This is a genomic window from Nitrosomonas oligotropha (assembly GCF_009833085.1).
GTDB lineage: Bacteria > Pseudomonadota > Gammaproteobacteria > Burkholderiales > Nitrosomonadaceae > Nitrosomonas > Nitrosomonas oligotropha.
Genome location: NZ_QRBZ01000029.1, coordinates 1 through 16,088 on the forward strand (window position 1 = coordinate 1; position 16,088 = coordinate 16,088).

General features: G+C 50.3%; 16 protein-coding genes. 9 read left to right on the forward strand and 7 right to left on the reverse strand.

What is annotated here, in order from left to right:
- Window positions 1-111 precede the first annotated feature (111 nt).
- The 6 genes from ABD07_RS09560 to ABD07_RS09585 form a co-directional block, all read right to left on the reverse strand.
- Window positions 112-780 (reverse strand): hypothetical protein, encoded by a 669-nt coding sequence (locus tag ABD07_RS09560; protein ID WP_160818092.1) that lies wholly within the window; start codon window positions 778-780, stop codon window positions 112-114.
- Window positions 777-1,973 (reverse strand): tyrosine-type recombinase/integrase, encoded by a 1,197-nt coding sequence (locus tag ABD07_RS09565; protein ID WP_160818093.1) that lies wholly within the window; start codon window positions 1,971-1,973, stop codon window positions 777-779. The genes ABD07_RS09560 and ABD07_RS09565 overlap by 4 nt, the downstream gene beginning before the upstream one ends.
- A gap of 217 nt (window positions 1,974-2,190) precedes the next feature.
- Complete coding sequence (locus tag ABD07_RS09570) at window positions 2,191-3,039, reverse strand: HDOD domain-containing protein (protein WP_160818094.1); 849 nt, start codon at window positions 3,037-3,039, stop codon at window positions 2,191-2,193.
- Window positions 3,040-3,183: 144 nt separating this feature from the next.
- Window positions 3,184-4,044 carry an indole-3-glycerol phosphate synthase TrpC gene (gene trpC, locus ABD07_RS09575; RefSeq protein WP_160818100.1) on the reverse strand — a complete coding sequence of 287 codons (861 nt, stop codon included), beginning with the start codon at window positions 4,042-4,044 and terminating at the stop codon, window positions 3,184-3,186.
- Window positions 4,045-4,051: 7 nt separating this feature from the next.
- A complete protein-coding gene (gene trpD, locus ABD07_RS09580) occupies window positions 4,052-5,077 on the reverse strand; it encodes an anthranilate phosphoribosyltransferase (protein ID WP_160818095.1) in 1,026 nt (341 codons plus the stop codon).
- Window positions 5,078-5,101: 24 nt separating this feature from the next.
- The gene (locus ABD07_RS09585; RefSeq protein WP_121167200.1) at window positions 5,102-5,668 is read right to left on the reverse strand and encodes an anthranilate synthase component II; all 567 of its coding nucleotides are present in this window, start codon (window positions 5,666-5,668) and stop codon (window positions 5,102-5,104) included.
- 238 nt (window positions 5,669-5,906) lie between these two features.
- Here ABD07_RS09585 and rpsF point away from each other — a divergent pair, with 238 nt between their 5' ends.
- The 7 genes from rpsF to ABD07_RS09620 all read left to right on the forward strand — a co-directional run bounded on the left by rpsF (window position 5,907) and on the right by ABD07_RS09620 (window position 11,031).
- On the forward strand, window positions 5,907-6,320 hold the full coding sequence (gene rpsF, locus ABD07_RS09590) for a 30S ribosomal protein S6 (RefSeq protein WP_108699268.1): 414 nt from the start codon (window positions 5,907-5,909) through the stop codon (window positions 6,318-6,320).
- Between the two features lie 5 nt (window positions 6,321-6,325).
- Entirely contained in the window at window positions 6,326-6,628 is a 303-nt protein-coding gene (priB, locus tag ABD07_RS09595) for a primosomal replication protein N (RefSeq protein WP_240142504.1), read from the forward strand.
- 19 nt (window positions 6,629-6,647) lie between these two features.
- The gene (gene rpsR / locus ABD07_RS09600; RefSeq protein WP_108699267.1) at window positions 6,648-6,932 is read left to right on the forward strand and encodes a 30S ribosomal protein S18; all 285 of its coding nucleotides are present in this window, start codon (window positions 6,648-6,650) and stop codon (window positions 6,930-6,932) included.
- A 12-nt stretch (window positions 6,933-6,944) separates the two neighbouring features.
- Window positions 6,945-7,400, forward strand: coding sequence for a 50S ribosomal protein L9 (gene rplI / locus ABD07_RS09605; protein WP_108699266.1), 456 nt, complete (start codon window positions 6,945-6,947; stop codon window positions 7,398-7,400).
- A 113-nt stretch (window positions 7,401-7,513) separates the two neighbouring features.
- Window positions 7,514-8,902 (forward strand): replicative DNA helicase, encoded by a 1,389-nt coding sequence (dnaB, locus tag ABD07_RS09610; RefSeq protein ID WP_108699292.1) that lies wholly within the window; start codon window positions 7,514-7,516, stop codon window positions 8,900-8,902.
- A 78-nt stretch (window positions 8,903-8,980) separates the two neighbouring features.
- Window positions 8,981-9,790 carry a CPBP family intramembrane glutamic endopeptidase gene (locus tag ABD07_RS09615; RefSeq protein WP_160818096.1) on the forward strand — a complete coding sequence of 270 codons (810 nt, stop codon included), beginning with the start codon at window positions 8,981-8,983 and terminating at the stop codon, window positions 9,788-9,790.
- 17 nt (window positions 9,791-9,807) lie between these two features.
- Window positions 9,808-11,031, forward strand: a complete 1,224-nt coding sequence (locus ABD07_RS09620) for a hypothetical protein (protein ID WP_160818097.1) — start codon at window positions 9,808-9,810, stop codon at window positions 11,029-11,031.
- 11 nt (window positions 11,032-11,042) lie between these two features.
- Here ABD07_RS09620 and ABD07_RS09625 read toward each other — a convergent pair whose 3' ends face one another.
- The gene (locus ABD07_RS09625; protein ID WP_160818098.1) at window positions 11,043-13,817 is read right to left on the reverse strand and encodes a DNA methyltransferase; all 2,775 of its coding nucleotides are present in this window, start codon (window positions 13,815-13,817) and stop codon (window positions 11,043-11,045) included.
- A gap of 111 nt (window positions 13,818-13,928) precedes the next feature.
- On the opposite strand from ABD07_RS09625, the gene ABD07_RS09630 reads away from it, so the two are divergent.
- Together ABD07_RS09630 and ABD07_RS15030 are read left to right on the forward strand one after the other, a co-directional pair.
- On the forward strand, window positions 13,929-14,906 hold the full coding sequence (locus tag ABD07_RS09630; RefSeq protein ID WP_160818099.1) for a 2-hydroxyacid dehydrogenase: 978 nt from the start codon (window positions 13,929-13,931) through the stop codon (window positions 14,904-14,906).
- Window positions 14,907-15,102: 196 nt separating this feature from the next.
- On the forward strand, window positions 15,103-15,741 hold the full coding sequence (locus ABD07_RS15030) for a PEP-CTERM sorting domain-containing protein (RefSeq protein WP_240142505.1): 639 nt from the start codon (window positions 15,103-15,105) through the stop codon (window positions 15,739-15,741).
- Window positions 15,742-16,088: the final 347 nt, after the last annotated feature.

Consider the following 16,088-nt stretch of genomic DNA (forward strand, 5'->3'; position numbering starts at 1 on the left):
ATACCCAGAAACCGGGATTAATTGGAATTATGTTTTATGCTTTTTGTATTGAATATGCGCGAATTTTTAAAATTTCGCGGAAAATGAGACGGGGTCTTGTTTTCTGATTATTTAATTTTTTTCGTGTTCTTTTTGCCATGGACTTAGGTCTAAAAGCTCTAAAGCCGCATGTGTGATTCGAGTTCCTTCCAACATCGATTTTTTCCACCGCAAACACCCATGTTTCAAGACATGGTAATAAATTTTCTTCATTTCTGTTGAATAACCATCGAATTGCTCGGCTGCATCTGAAAATAACCCTTCGTCGATGGGGCTTCCCTTGCTGACTTGTTCGCGTATATACAGGTATATTTTTATATTCTCTTCTTCACTACGTTTTGCTTTGTGTCTGCCTTTATTGGGCTTGCCAAAAACCACATCCCAACTTTTAGCTTCACGATTACTGATTTTTGTATATCCTTCATGAAATGCTTTTGCTGCCCAGTTTGGTAAAACCAGTTTTTCGGTGCAACAAAAGCTGATGCATTTCATCAGTGCATTGAGATCGCCAGCAAGGTATTCTTCTTCGTATGCATCGAAAGCAATTTCGTATATTCCAGCAAATATTTTCCGACGCTCTTCATCACTTAATTGCTCTACATATTTGTTTAATCTGTACGCCAATGAGTCCGGATTATTTAAAGATTCCTGATAGCTAGTCCCAGCTTCTTCCCTTTTCTTGCGCGGAGTAAGCTCAGCTAAAAGCTCATCTAACTCGTCTCCAAGCCGCTTTCTACTCATTTCGTTCCTTTTATCTTCGCGACATTGGCAGACTGTTTCACTCCTGCTGCCGCCAGCATTGCGCCGGTTGCCTTGTTGATCGAATCTCTTACCGGATCAAGGTCAAGCCGTGCATAAATTGCGGTTGTGTTCTGGCTCTTGTGATTGAGTGATTTTCCGATAATCGCTAGTGATGCACCGGTTTTAGCTTGCCAACTTCCCAACGTCCGCCTTAGATCATGAATGCGGAGATTGCCGATTCCAGCACGCTCTAGGATTCGTTTCCAGCCTTTCTTGGGTTCCATTAAATGACCGGCTCGGCCAGAACCGGGAAAAACAAATACAGCATCATCTGATGGTTTTCTGTTCTGCAATATCTCTATGGCTTCGGGTGACAGTGCTACCGTTTGCGGTGTTCCGTTCTTTGTCATGGGAATGCGCCATTCTGCTCGTTCTAAGCTGATGTCCTGCCAGCGCATAGATAAAACATTACTACGCCTTGCACCGGTTAAAAGGCTAATCAGTATGTAATCCCTAATCGTTGAATTGGGTTCTCCTGCAAGTGATTCAAAGAATCTTGGCAGTTCATCGGATTGCAGGAAACGGTCACGCTGATTTTCCTTGTTAGATTTAATCCCGATAACTGGATTCGATTCACATAATCCTACTGTGATTGCCCATCCGAAAACGCTGGAAAGCAACGCTTTTACTCGGTTTGCAGTGGGCGCATAACCCGCTTTTGTAATGCTGCTATGTATATGTGCAATACTTTTACGGTCAATGGTTGATAGCTTCTTATTACCTAATGGCTTTTCAAGGTACAACCTGAATTGTGCTTGATCTTCTGCCCATGTTTTTTTCTTTGGCTTGGAGTGTCGTTCCATGTAATCGCCAAATAAATCAGAAAAAGTTAATTCCGCTTTATGACCGCGTTTGACCTCGGCGGGGTTTTTGCCTTCTGCAATATCGGAGGCGATTCTTACGGCTTCCCGTCTTGCCTGTTCTATGGTCATGTCGGGATAACGGCCTAGCGTTATACGCTCAGGATCGCCATGTTTGATGCGCCTGTATACGCTGAAGGTTTTTACGCCAGTGGAAGTGACGCGAAGCTGCAAGCCGGAAGTTTTTATATCGTGATAGGTGTTGCGCTTGCCGGATTCAGGTATAGGCAATGCGTCAATAACTGCTTTGGTGAAATTGATTCTGTTTTCCATATTAACCTCACTGGGGTTACACCGGGGTTACAGTAAAGGTGAAATATGGTTAATTTCTATGTAACCCCGTTAATATGACATTAATCATAACATATTGTTCTATATATTTACATTAATGTTAATTAATCAGTGGGTATATATGGACTTTAGTATTTGTAATCAGAAGGTCCCGAGTTCGATTCTTGGTGTCGGCACCAATTACCCTATTTAAATGGGTTCATGCGAGATGGCTCGCATCTTCAGAATGTTTACTGGCACCAACGATGGTCATGATGTCGCCTGCTTGCAGGTGCAGAAGTTTGGCAATATCTTCATAGTCGTCCGGTAAAGCAGCGTCATCCCATCCATTGGCGGAATGACGGGCTAAATTTACTGCCAAGACCACATTACGTACTCTTTGTAAGTTTGAATTATTGTCGTCCATCAAGGCGATCAGTAATTCTGGTAATTTCCATTTGATTACGAGTTCCAGCTGGAGTTGGTACAAAGAAAAGCCGAGCACTTTTTCTTGTGCGGCGGTGCTGCGGAGTGCTTTGTTTTGTTTCTGTAACTGTTTTATTTTTAGCATTTCCGTGGGAGAAAAGCACCACATGAGCATTTCGGCGATATCGTGCAGTAACGCAGCCAGACGGATTTCCGCAAAATGTAAATCGTGCAGGCGGACCGCCCAGTCAAAAGCGTAGGTGGAAGCGATATTGGCGCGGTGAGTGGTTTTTAGTAAATAGACCAGCGCACTCATATTGTTGCGCCCCAAGATATCTTCAACCAAAGGCTTAGCGGGTATCTTGTTCAGCGTTGCTTCCAAGCCGAGCATCAAAATGATTTGCTCGACTTCCATTACATCATGTTCTTGAGTCCGGTGTTTATGCTGCTGCATATACCGCAACAGCTTAACGGTCATCAGTGGGTCGTTTTTCACGACATGAGCGAAACTGCGCGCGTTGAGATGTTGCTCGTCCTGTTGGAGAATGGCAAGGTTGCGGGCTGTCTGTTTGAGAACAGGAATTTCAGCTGTTGTAAGAAAATTAACCCAGTCCGATAATTTTCTTTGATGTTGTTGTAGCATTTTCAACTCCTGAATGAGATACGTCAGGAATTTTCTACGACACCCGTGGATAAATCTTGAGGAAACAATGCACTATCCTTTCTCAATGTCGACTGGAACAGCGAGCCTCTTGTGACGCTGGCGTACTGGCAGCGACAGCAAGGATTAGAAAAATAATCGTGCTAATTCAATACCGGGATCTTCAGCGCGCATGAAAGCTTCACCGACGAGAAAGGCATTGACGTGATGCGATCGCATGCGTGCAACGTCTGCTGCGGTATGGATGCCGCTTTCGGTAATCACAATCCGCCCGGATGGAATTCGATCAAGTAACTCCAGCGTTGTATCGAGGGAAGTTTCAAAAGTCCGCAAATTGCGGTTGTTGATGCCAATGAGCGGGGTGGTCAGCTGCAACGCCAGTTGCAATTCAGCCGCATCGTGCACTTCGACCAAGACCGACATGCCCAGCGAGTGCGACAATTTCTCAAGTGCAGCCATTTGGTGCAGGGGATTATCGGTAGCATTATTGGATTCAGCGCCAGACTCTATGATGAAAGCACTCACGATCAATAAAATACAATCGGCGCCCATAGCACGCGCTTCGGCGATCTGGTATTCATCCAGGATAAAATCCTTGCGCAAAACCGGCAGTGGGCATGCGGCGCGCGCGGCTTGCAGGTAATCGGGACTTCCCATAAAAAATTGTCGATCCGTCAATACCGATAAACACGCTGCGCCATGCTGCGCATACGTTTGCGCTATCTCCGCCGGGATAAACTCAAACGACGGCGTATTTCCGCTGGTGGAACGGCCACGCAATACTCCCTTGCTGGGACTGGCTTGTTTGATTTCGGCAATGACAGCCGGTTGTCCCGCTTCAATTTTGCTCGTGATGGCTGCCAGAAAATCGCGCGGTGGCGCTGCGGATTGGGCTTCCTGACTTAGTATCGCATAAGGTTTCAATCCCTTGGCAGCGCTGATCTCTTGTTTCTTGACAGTGAGGATTTTTTTTAGAATGTCGGACATTGTGATCTTATACAGAATTTCTGTGGGTGAATTCCACCAGGTCATGGAGTTTCTTTAACGCAGCGCCGCTTTCGATGGCGCGTAGCGCGGCTTTGATTCCCTGTTCGAGCGTGTCTGCCACACCGGCGGCATATATCGCCGCGCCGGCATTCATCAGCACGATATCGCGCGCCGGTCCGGCGGTATTTTCCAGTACCGAAAGCAACATTGTTTTGGCGTCGGCGCTATCGGTAACCTGGATAGCTTCGATTGCTGACGTTTTTAAATTGAAATCTTCCGGTCTGACGGTATAAACCGTGACTTGACCGTTTTTCAACTCACCAATGCTTGTTTCGCCCGTGATGGTGATTTCATCCAATCCATCGCTGCCGTGCACGATCAGCACATGTTCGCTACCCAGCCGCTGCAGTACAAGCGCCAAGGTTTTGACCAGATCTTCATTGAACACACCCAAAACTTGCCGCTTTGCGCTGGCGGGGTTGATTAACGGGCCGAGGATGTTGAATAAGGTTTTGATACCGAGTTCACGCCGGACCGGAGCGGCATGTTTCATCGCCGCATGGTAGTTGGGCGCAAACATGAAACCGACGCCGGTTTCACTGACACTTTGCGCCACCTGTTGCGGTGTTTGGTTGAGATTGACACCGAGTGCTTCCAGCACATCCGCGCTGCCTGATTTGCTTGAAACCGACCGGCCGCCATGTTTGGCGACGCACGCGCCTGCCGCTGCGGCGACAAAAGCCGATGCCGTGGAAATATTGAATGTATGCAAGGAATCTCCACCCGTGCCGCAGGTATCCACTAAATGCGTGTGATCGGCAACGGCGACTTTGCTGGCAAATTCACGCATGACTTGCGCTGCTGCGGTGATTTCCCCGACCGTTTCTTTTTTTACCCGCAGACCGGTGATGATCGCGGCAATGAGAACGGGCGGAATGTCTCCTTGCATGATCTGACGCATCAAGGAAACCATGTCATCGTGCATTATTTCCTGATGCGCAGTAATGCGCTGGAGTGCTTCTTGTGGTGTCATTCAATCACCTTTGGTCGAGCGGGCTTATTGCCGGTGGAGAAAGTTTTCGAGCATTTGGTGCCCATGCTCGCTCAAGATGGATTCGGGATGGAATTGAATGCCCTCGATGGCAAGTGTTTTGTGACGGATGCCCATGATTTCACCGTCCTCGGTCCATGCTGTGATTTCAAGGCAATCCGGCAGCGTTGCGCGCTCAACCACCAGGGAATGATAACGGGTGGCGGTGAATGGATTGGGCAAACCGCGGAAAACGCCGGTGTCGTGATGAAAAATCGGCGATGTTTTGCCGTGCATCAGTTGCTTGGCATGAACCACCCGTCCGCCAAACGCCTGACCGATGCTTTGATGTCCCAGGCAGACACCCAGTACCGGAATGTTTTGACTGAACTGATTGATCACCGCCAGCGATACCCCCGCTTCATTGGGCGTGCATGGCCCGGGAGAAATGACGATCCGCTCGGGGTTCAATTGCGCGATTTTGTCCAGCGTGATCTCGTCGTTCCGGTATACCGCAACCTTTTCACCCAGCTCGGAGAAATACTGCACCAAGTTATAGGTAAAGGAATCGTAGTTGTCTATCATCAGCAGCATCGGTTTTAACTCTTTGTTTGTACTTACTATCGTTTAATTGTGACGGAAGAGATTATAGCAAAGGATGAATTCCTGCGCGCAGCACGTGAATTTTACCAGTTCAGCCGTGAGGCGAATAACAGAATCGCAATTATTTGAACAGTAATTGATATTGCCTTAATAATTCAGTAAAATTACCGGCTTTTCAACCTTGTCTCACCACATGAAAGTCGTGGGAGACTTTACCCAAAAGGAAATTATGCGACATTACGAAATCGTTTTTATTGTTCATCCTGATCAAAGTGAACAAGTACCTGCAATGATCGAACGCTACCGCGGCATTGTAACCGCAAAAGATGGCAAGGTTCATCGCGTGGAAGATTGGGGGCGCCGTCAGCTTGCCTATCTGATTCAGAAAGTTCACAAAGCGCATTATGTGTTGATGAATATCGAATGCAATCAAGAAGCGCTGGATGACTTGGATCATGCATTCAAATTCAGCGACGCCGTGCTGCGCCATTTAACCATTAAGGTCGACGGTCCTATCACGGAACCATCGGCGATGATGCGTCAAGAGGAAAGATCGCGCGCCGCAGGTTTGAGTACAGCCGAAGTAGTGGCTGAGGAACTGGAAACCGATGAAGTGCCGGATGAAGCCAGCACTCCTGCGTAAACACATTGCAATTGGAATGTAATCGCACCATTATTTGTGGAAAAATTGTCAAACTGGGCGTTTTACGCTACACACCGGCTGGTGTGGCCGTGATTGAATTTACGATCAATCATGTGTCGAAGCAAAAGGAAGCTGGTGTAGTTCGGCAAATAATATTGGATATTCTGGTTGTTGCATTGGGCCAATTAGCTCTGACGATCGCCGGGTTTAAGCTTGATAGCATGGTTAAACTGAGCGGATTTCTCAATAGAAAGAGTCACATGAGCCAACAATTGGTATTGCACGCGGAACATATCGAACTTATTTAATCAGATAACAGGAATTAACATGACACGTTTTACCAGCAGACGCAAAGACAGCAAAGATAAAGAAAGAGAAAAGAAAGCCAACCGCCCGTTATTCAAACGCAAAAAGTTTTGCCGTTTCACCGCGGAAGGCATCAAGCATGTGGACTATAAAGACATTGAAATCCTGAAGGATTTTATCAGTGAAAATGGCAAGATCATCCCGGCGCGTATTACCGGCACGACTTCCTTCTACCAGCGTCAGTTGAGCACTGCCATAGATCATGCGCGTTTTCTGGCACTATTGCCTTACACCGATCGTCACTAAGGAGTAATTACAATGCAAATTATTTTGATGGAAAAAATTACGAATTTAGGGCAATTGGGTGATGTTGTGAACGTCAAAAGCGGTTTTGCACGGAATTATCTGATTCCGCAAGGCAAAGCAAGACGTGCAACCGAACAGGCTATTGCGGAGTTCCAATCGAAACGTGCAGAACTGGAGAAAAAACAAGCAGCCGTTCTGGCGGCAGCGCAAGCGGTTGCTGTGAAACTCGAAGGATTGCTGGTGCAAATTACGCAAAAAGCCGGTAGCGATGGAAAATTGTTCGGCTCGGTAACCAATGCCAATATCGCCGAAGCGCTTGCCGCACTCGGTTTTACCGTGGAACGCGCCATGATCCGCATGCCGAATGGTCAATTGAAACAGGTGGGCGATTATCCGCTGGCTATTGCGCTGAACAGCGATGTGACCGCCAATATCACCGTATCGGTATTGGGTGAAGCAGCGATGTAATAGCCTGTTTTCAGGTGGTTACGTTTTTAAAAGGACTATTTCGATAGTCCTTTTTCATTTGCCGGTCAGCAAGTGATAAAATCAATACTCCTTCAATGGTGTTTCCGGATCCTATGGCACAATCACCGATCAGTCTTCATCAAGAGCAGTTTCTCGATCCCTATAAAACACCGCCGCATTCGATAGAAAGCGAGCAGTCGGTGCTGGGCGGACTCATGCTGGACAATAACGCCTGGGAAAAAGTCGCCGACATCATCACCGACAGCGATTTTTACCGCCACGATCACCGCCTGATTTATCACCACATTTGTAAGCTGATCGAGCATAACAAACCGGCGGATGTGATTACCGTGGCGGAATCCCTGGAAACATCGGCGGAGCTGCAAACCGTCGGCGGTCTCGCGTACATCGGCACCATCGTGCAAAACACGCCATCGGCGGCGAATATCAAGCGCTACGCCGAAATTGTCCGGGAACGCTCCATCATGCGCTACCTGGCGCAAATCGGGGTGCAGATCACCGATTCCGCTTACAACCCGGCGGGACGTTCCGCGGCGGACTTGCTCGACGAAGCGGAAGCCAAGGTGTTTGAAATCGCCGAGGAAGGCGCGCGCGGCAAGGAAGGATTCATCGACATCCAGCCGCTGCTGAAACAAGTGGTGGAAAGAATCGAGCTGCTGTACAGCCAGGATAATCCCAGCAATGTCACCGGCATCGCATCCGGTTTTCACGATCTCGACCAAAAAACATCGGGGTTTCAACCGGGCGATCTGGTCATCGTCGCGGGCCGTCCCTCAATGGGAAAAACCGCATTTTCCCTGAACATTGCCGAGTATGTCGCGCTGGAATTAAACAAGCCGGTCGCGGTATTCAGTATGGAAATGGGCGGCGCGCAGCTGGCCATGCGGATGCTGGGATCGGTTGGCAAGCTCGATCAGCACAAAGTGCGCACCGGACGGCTGGATGACGAAGATTGGCCCAAACTTACGCACGCCTTGGGAAAACTCAACGAAGCACCGATTTTCATCGACGAAACCGCCGCGCTGAATGCCTTGGAACTCAGAGCACGCGCCAGAAGGCTGTACCGCCAGTACGGCGAGCTCGGTTTGATCGTGGTCGATTATTTGCAACTGATGTCGTCCACCGGCCAAGGGGAAAACCGCGCCACGGAAATTTCCGAAATATCGCGCGCATTGAAGGGGCTGGCGAAGGAACTGAAAGTGCCGGTGATCGCCTTATCACAGCTGAACCGCAGCTTGGAGCAACGTCCCAACAAACGCCCGGTGATGTCGGATTTGCGCGAATCCGGCGCAATCGAGCAAGACGCCGACGTGATTTTGTTCATTTACCGCGACGAAGTGTATAACCCCGATTCACCCGACAAAGGCATCGCCGAGATCATCATCGGCAAACAGCGTAACGGCCCGATCGGCAAAGTCGATTTGGCTTTCCTGGGCCAATATACGTGTTTTGAAAGCCTCGCCAGGCCGGAATATTACTAGCCGGTTTCATTGGGAAACTAAGCCAGGGAACGCTTTTAACAGTATTTCCGGTTCGTCCGCTTGGTTTATAGATAAAAGATGATCAATAAAAAACTTTTTTCTTTTGTATTTCTGAAGTCGGAAGCCAGTTCGTTACGGTCATTGCAGGAAAACATCAGTCAGCTCGATGTGAAAGTGGTGTTGATATGCCTGATCGTCGCTTTCTCCCTCACTTGCACGCGTTATCTGGGCGATGCGTACTATTTGACCGGTATTCTGCGGGATTTGAATCTGACCGGATTGGCGCAAGCAGCGGATAATCTCCTGCAGCATCATGCCAACGCACAATTGCATCAGTTAATTTACTGGGCATCGGTAGTTATTTTCTTTTACTTCGTTTTCCCGGCGTGCATTATTCTGCTGGTATTCAAGGAAAGTCTGACGGATTACGGATTGCAGTTAAAGAACGCCGGTAAAGGTTATCCGCTGTATCTCGGCATGCTGGCGGTCATGGTGCCGCTAGTATTTTATTTTTCCGGGAGCGAGAGCTTTCTTGCGCGTTACCCGTTTTACACGGTAGCCAAAAATGAAAGCCTGTTTCCCAATTTCTTTATATGGGAAATCGTGTATTTCCTGCAATTTCTCGCATTGGAATTCTTCTTCCGCGGTTTTATTCTGCATGGCACCAAGCATAGATTCGGGTTTTACGCCATTTTCGTCATGGTGATTCCGTATTGCATGATTCATTTCGGCAAACCGATGCCGGAAACGATCGCGGCGATTATCGCAGGCGTCGTTTTAGGATTCCTGAGCTTAAAGAGCAAAAGTATCTGGCTGGGTGTTATGATTCACTGTAGTGTCGCGCTGACAATGGATTTGTGCGCGCTATATCGAAAAGGCCTGTTTTAGGATAGTGAGAATGATTGGTGGATTATAAAAATACGCATCCAGCTCAGCAAAACCGTTTGCCGCGATTATTGCTGTGCTTGTTTATCCTGATTACTCTCGCGGGGTGTCTGTCTCCGATGGCCTTGAACCGCGCCGTGCTGGCGTACGATGAAGCGGTCACCGATGCGGTTTCACAGCAGTTGTTGATCAATATCGTGCGTGCGCATTACCGCCAGCCGATTCATTTCACCGGTGTTTCCAACATCGCCGCAACTTTCAATTTTCAGGCGAGTGCAGGCGCCACGCCATCGCCGGGCGGACTGGCTGGTGCCGTGATATCGCCGGTTTTCGGCGGCGGCATGGCGGAAAGCCCGACCATCAGCATCGTGCCGATCGAGGGGGAAGAATTTACCAAGCGCCTGCTGACACCGTTTCCGCAAAACAAACTGACGTTGCTGCTGCGCCAACGCTTCGATGTCGACCTGCTGCTGCGCATGATGGCGCAGGAAGTGCGTCTGATGGGTGCGGAGCAGCATAATGGCGTGTATCGCAACAGTCCGGGGGATAATGCCGGTTATGAAATGTTCCGCCGCGTGGTGCTGCATTTATCGTCGATTCAGGATCACAACCAGCTGTACGCCGAACCTTTGGCGTTGATCAACACCTGGAATATCCCGGCCAATGCCATCACGGCGGAAGGTTTTCAGTCGCTGCAAAAGGAATTTATCGTCCACTACAACCCGCAGGACCATACCTATACACTGCGCAAACACATCGCCGGGCCGATTCTGATCACCAACTACGACCCTAATATCTTATCCGACGCAGAACGAGAAAGTCTGCGTCGGCAAGTAGAGGACGGCAACAGCAGCGACATCGCATTCGATATCCGCGCCGGGCATTATGCCGGAGAGTGGCCGATGAGCGGCGTGTTCCGCCTCAGAAGCTTTCATTCGATACTCGGTTTTCTCGGTAAAGCGCTCGGTGATGAACTCGGCTATCACGTTGAGAAAGACCCCAGAACGCCACCGATTCTCGCCAACGAAAATCCCGATCTGACGATGGAATTCACTGTTTCCGATTGGCGCCCCCAGGCTGCCGATCTCTCCATTCGCTGGGATGGCCGCTACTACGCGGTGAATACCACGGGACCTTACGCACGCTGGAACCGCGACGCGTTCCAATTATTATTTCTGCTGTTCCAAATGACCGTCACCGATATCCCGCGCGTCGGCGTGCCGAGCATCACCATCGCTAAATAATCCGGTCCGTTTTACCCCGGCTGCTGCTTTGCGGATTTTTTGATGGACGCGGCGGGTAGCAAGCTGGTAATCGCCTGATAGCGCTCGAACAAAAACGCCACGCGCTCGGCTTCCGATGCAAATGATTTTTTGCCATACGCGGCATCGACGGCGCGATCCAGCCGTTGATGCGCGCGCACTAGCTCCGGCGGCATACTCAGCGGATCGTACAAATCGGCCAGCGTGGCATCGGGAAACTGCGCGCGGGCGTCGAGCACGGCCTGTGCGGCGGTTTCGATGGCTTGACGTTGCGAATCGGTGGGCTCCGGCCACGGGAAGTTGTTGTAAGTAAATTTTGCAGAGTAACGATAATCACTTTTCAGTCGACCCGATGTGGTTTTCACCCAAGCCATGTGCATTATGCTGGTTAGGATGCCGAATTCATACAAACCAGCATTGGGTACAATTTGTAAATCGTTCGCGGCAATTACATCCGATGATAAGAAACCAATGGGTATGTAAAAGCGGTTTTCTGATGAAGTGCGTGGTAAGGCCAAGTAAGTACCATTCAACGGTTGTCGATTTTCAGTAAATCGAGTTGGAGTAGCTGCTTTCTTACGGGTAGCTTCCTTTGTACTCTCTAAGCGGTATCCACGCACAGCTTCTATTCGTTGCATTACTGACAGCATAGCCCGTAATTCGTTAGGTGGACAATCCAGTAGCCACAAACAGTAACGATATTGATTGTGAATAAAGCCTTCCGCACCTAAATATGGACGTAGCCATTTTTCCGCAGCGGGCTCCGAAGCTAACAAAGCATCTTTTTCATTACACTCGAGAATCAAATGACCACCATCGGCAGGAATGCTGCCATTAACCAATGGATATGGTGCTGAAAGTGGTTGCATTCGACCTTCTGCGATGACGTTCGACGCGTCCACTAAATAAGGATTGATATTTTTGGCAGAAATCGCATGCGGTTCGCCTTGGATATTCACGTATTCAAAAATGATTTTGTGCATTGCTTCGTACAAAGCAAAACCGATGATGACGCAATGCACGGCGGCTTTACCGCTGGCTTCGCTGCTCCATTGGAAGGTGCGGTGGGCAAAATGCAGGTGTACGCCGCGCCGCAGCAAATCCGGCCATAGCACGCCGGTTTGTTCGCCTTGCGTGATCGAGTTGGTCGATACGAATGCCACCCGGATCGCCGGATGAGCGGTGATGTAATCGGTAGCTTTGCGGTACCAGCAGCTGACGTAATCGAGCAATCCGGCATTTTTGGTATCGTGAAAAATCGCGGTGACATCGGCGCGTTGCGCATCGTTCATGAATTTTGCGCCAATGAACGGCGGATTGCCCATCACGTAATGGCATTGCTCCGCCGCAATCACTGTATTCCAATCCAGCCGCAGCGCGTTGCCGTGCACGATGTGCGCGGATTTGGTCAGCGGCAGGCGGGTGAAGTTTTGGCCGAATTCTTCCGACACTTGCGCGTTCATCTGGTGGTCGGTGAGCCACAGCGCGACTTGCGCGATTTGCATCGGGAATTCTTCGATTTCGATGCCGTGGAATTGGTCGACATTGACCCGGACAATATTCGATATATCGAGCACTAACTGCCCGCCACCATGGAGTGTGCGCAGTACTTCCAATTCGAGGCGGCGCAGTTCGCGGTACGCGATCACCAGGAAATTGCCGCAGCCGCACGCCGGGTCTAAAAATTTGAGACCGGCGAGTTTGCTGTGAAACGCTTGCAGGTTTTGCGTCCGGCCCTTGACGGTCTGGCGGATTTTTTCAAATTCGGCGTGCAGTTCGTCGAGGAATAGCGGACGGATCAGCTTGAGGATGTTTTCCTCGGTGGTGTAGTGCGCGCCGAGGTTGCGCCGCGCGTTCGGCGTTTCGTCCATGATGTTCTGGAACAGCGAGCCGAAAATCGCCGGGGAAATGCCGCTCCAGTCGAGCGCGCAGCAAACCAGCAGCGCGGCGCGCATGTCGCGGTCGAAGCTGGCGAACGGCAGGCGCTCTTCAAACAATTTTCCGTTGACGTACGGAAACCGGGCCAGCGTGTCGTCGAGGTTTTTCAGCCGCGCGTGTTCCGGTGTGTTCAGAATGTCGAACAATTGCGCCAGTTGCGACGCCAGGTCGCTGCCGTCTTCGCGCGTTTGCTGCCCAATGAATTCGGTGAACTGGGTGCGCTCGAAAATGCCGGTGTCCTCGGCGAACAGGCAAAACAGCAGGCGCACCAGATACACTTCCAAGTCGCGCGGCTTGGCCTTGCCATAACCGATCTGTTTCAATTGGTCGTGCAGCTTTGCCATGCGCTGCACCGCCTTGGCGTTGACCGGGCTTTCCGGTGAAATTTTCTGCGGCTGGTAACCGGCGATGAACCAAAACAGCTTGACGTTTTTGTACAGCTCCTTGAGCAGAAACCCGGTCTGCGTGCCTTCCACCATGTCGTACAGGCGGAAGCGGGCAAAGTCGCTGACCAGCACGAAACGCGGCAGTTCGTGCTCTTTCAGTCCGGGGAAATAGTCGATGGCTTGCTGATAAGCGCGATCCAAATCCTTGCCGCGCGATTTGTGCTCGATCAGCAGATTGCCTTTCCACAGCCAGTCGATGTAGCCGCGGCCATCGAGTTTTTTGACCTTTTGTTCAAAACTGCCGATGCGCCGCGGACTGATGCCGAAGACATCGAAAAATTCGACCCAGAAGTGCTTGGCTTCTGCATCTTCCGATTCGGCATTGGCCCATTCTCTGGAAAACGCCAGCGCGCGGTCTTTGATTTCATTCCAGGCTAGGGCCATGCGTTCTCCGGTTTAATATTCCATATTGATCCGCCCGATTCTACGTGATCGCTGCGGGAACGTCCAAAGGATGGCTTGTGATATGATTTCCGCTCATTTTGGGAGCAAGGTATGCGCGCAGTTTTTCTGGATTTTGGTTCCGTTACCCGTGGCGATATGGATTGCGCGGCGCTGGAGCGGGCGGTATCGCCGTGGCAGTATCATCACGATTCCACCGAGGCGGAGGTGCCGGAAAGAATCCGCGCGGCTGAGGTGATCGTCAGCAACAAGGTGTTTATCGGCCGCGCGGCGATTGACGCGGCGCAGCAGTTGAAACTGATTTGCGTGGCAGCGACCGGGTACAACAATGTCGACCTGGAAGCCGCCGCTGCGCGCAACATCCCGGTGTGCAACGTGCGCGGTTACGCCACGCCGTCGGTGGTGCAGCATGTGTTCATGCTGATGCTGAATCAGGCGCGTCATTTCATTGACTATCAGGCGCTGGTGAAGCGCGGCGGCTGGCAGCAAAGCCAATTTTTCTGTCCGCTCGATTATCCGGTCATGGAATTGTCCGGCAAAACGCTCGGCATCATTGGCCACGGCGAGCTCGGGCATGCGGTGGCGCACGTCGCACAGGCATTCGGCATGCAAGTGCTGATCGCGGAGCATAAAGGGAAGCCGCCACGTCCGGGCAGAATCGCATTCGATGAGGTATTGCGGCAGGCAGATTTCATCACGCTGCATTGTCCGCTGTCGCCGGATACGCAGCAGTTGATCAGCCGCCGCGAATTTGAGCTGATGAAACCGTCGGCGTATCTGATCAACACCGCGCGCGGTGGATTGATCAACGAAACCGATTTGTTATCGAGCTTATCGAACGGACAGATTGCCGGAGCGGCCATCGACGTGATCCAGGGTGAGCCACCCGGACCGGATAACCAGATTCTGCGCGAGCTGCCGCCGAATTTGATCGTCACGCCGCACATCGCCTGGGCCAGCCGCGAATCGCGCCAGCGGCTGCTGGATCAACTGGCGGGCAATATCGAAAACTTTTTCCGGAACAAACCCTTCAATCAGATTACCGATGCGCTTAGGGGTACCCGAAATTAGTACAAAATCGGCACTAGAATAACCAAAAAAACGGTAAAATCGTGTGAGAAAATTCCTGCATGCAAGAGGGGATTTTGCGCGAGTAAAACTCGCTGATGCCAATCGGCATCGATTACTGCCGCGAGCATGAGATGCCAGCGTGCAGGAAATGTTTTAAAAGTATCATCCGGTCATTTTTAATTTTGGGAGAAAAATAATGAAATTCATGAAAAGCGCTACGCAAGTTGCCGCCGCGCTCGGGTTCTCCGTGTTATTGAGCGGCGTTAGCTATGCATCGCCAGCAGGCTCGATTACCGTAACCAACCCTGGCCCGTTAGGTTCTTTCAGCATCAATACCGCTGCTTTTGACGGCACCAGCGGTCAAATCGAGAAACTCACGTTCGATCTGTCCGGTACACATTGTATCGATGGCGGAAGTTGCATACTGGGTGAATCGCTGGTATTCGGTGGTTCGGGCGGTGGAACTTTTGCCTATGATCCGGAAGCCAATGGCACATCGTCATTATTTGGCGCGGTGGGCTCAACCGTATTCGGTTTTGACTTCACCGGTTTCGACCCATTGAATGTATTCACATTTTCCTGGGATCCGGACGTTGCCAGTAACGGCGGTTACGGCGCAATCGTAGCCGAATTGGCTGGCACCGTGATCACCGCATCTGTCCGTTTTTCTCCTAGTGAGGTTTTCACATACTCGGGCACGATGGGCATTGTTGGACATGATGTTGCCGCCAACCTCGTTCCCGTTCCTGAACCTGAAACCTACGCCATGTTGTTGGCAGGTCTCGGTATACTCGGTTTTGCCGGCTATCGCCGCAAGCAAGCTACCGCAGTCTGATTGCTGATTGCGTAGACTGTTTTAAAAAAGAAACCGGCATTCCGTGATATCGGAATGCCGGTTTTTAATTCCATCAGACTGATATCGTTCAGTCATCATCATTTCTTTCAGCTGTGCAGTGATCTCGCTGCGGTTTGTTTCAACTCAATCGATTCTTGCTAACCGTACACCGGTAAGTTACCGCTGTTTGGTGGAATCTGAATACGCGACCTGGAAAATCACTCGGGTTCCGGAACCCGCGAAAATCATTATTAAACATTAACGGTTACAGTTGGTTTTTGAATCCGCCCTTGTAGAGATTAATTTTAAAATCTTTGACAGCGAGCCATATTTCCAATATATTGGAA

Excerpts from the sequence above, each read along its gene's own strand:
- ABD07_RS15030 (WP_240142505.1), top strand. The coding sequence starts at position 15,103 with ATGAAATTCATGAAAAGCGCTACGCAAGTTGCCGCCGCGCTCGGGTTC.
- ABD07_RS09570 (WP_160818094.1), bottom strand. The coding sequence starts at position 3,039 with ATGCTACAACAACATCAAAGAAAATTATCGGACTGGGTTAATTTTCTT.
- ABD07_RS09565 (WP_160818093.1), bottom strand. The coding sequence starts at position 1,973 with ATGGAAAACAGAATCAATTTCACCAAAGCAGTTATTGACGCATTGCCT.
- ABD07_RS09560 (WP_160818092.1), bottom strand. The coding sequence starts at position 780 with ATGAGTAGAAAGCGGCTTGGAGACGAGTTAGATGAGCTTTTAGCTGAG.
- rpsR (WP_108699267.1), top strand. The coding sequence starts at position 6,648 with ATGACACGTTTTACCAGCAGACGCAAAGACAGCAAAGATAAAGAAAGA.
- dnaB (WP_108699292.1), top strand. The coding sequence starts at position 7,514 with ATGGCACAATCACCGATCAGTCTTCATCAAGAGCAGTTTCTCGATCCC.
- rplI (WP_108699266.1), top strand. The coding sequence starts at position 6,945 with ATGCAAATTATTTTGATGGAAAAAATTACGAATTTAGGGCAATTGGGT.
- trpC (WP_160818100.1), bottom strand. The coding sequence starts at position 4,044 with ATGTCCGACATTCTAAAAAAAATCCTCACTGTCAAGAAACAAGAGATC.
- ABD07_RS09625 (WP_160818098.1), bottom strand. The coding sequence starts at position 13,817 with ATGGCCCTAGCCTGGAATGAAATCAAAGACCGCGCGCTGGCGTTTTCC.
- rpsF (WP_108699268.1), top strand. The coding sequence starts at position 5,907 with ATGCGACATTACGAAATCGTTTTTATTGTTCATCCTGATCAAAGTGAA.
- ABD07_RS09615 (WP_160818096.1), top strand. The coding sequence starts at position 8,981 with ATGATCAATAAAAAACTTTTTTCTTTTGTATTTCTGAAGTCGGAAGCC.
- ABD07_RS09630 (WP_160818099.1), top strand. The coding sequence starts at position 13,929 with ATGCGCGCAGTTTTTCTGGATTTTGGTTCCGTTACCCGTGGCGATATG.
- ABD07_RS09585 (WP_121167200.1), bottom strand. The coding sequence starts at position 5,668 with ATGCTGCTGATGATAGACAACTACGATTCCTTTACCTATAACTTGGTG.
- trpD (WP_160818095.1), bottom strand. The coding sequence starts at position 5,077 with ATGACACCACAAGAAGCACTCCAGCGCATTACTGCGCATCAGGAAATA.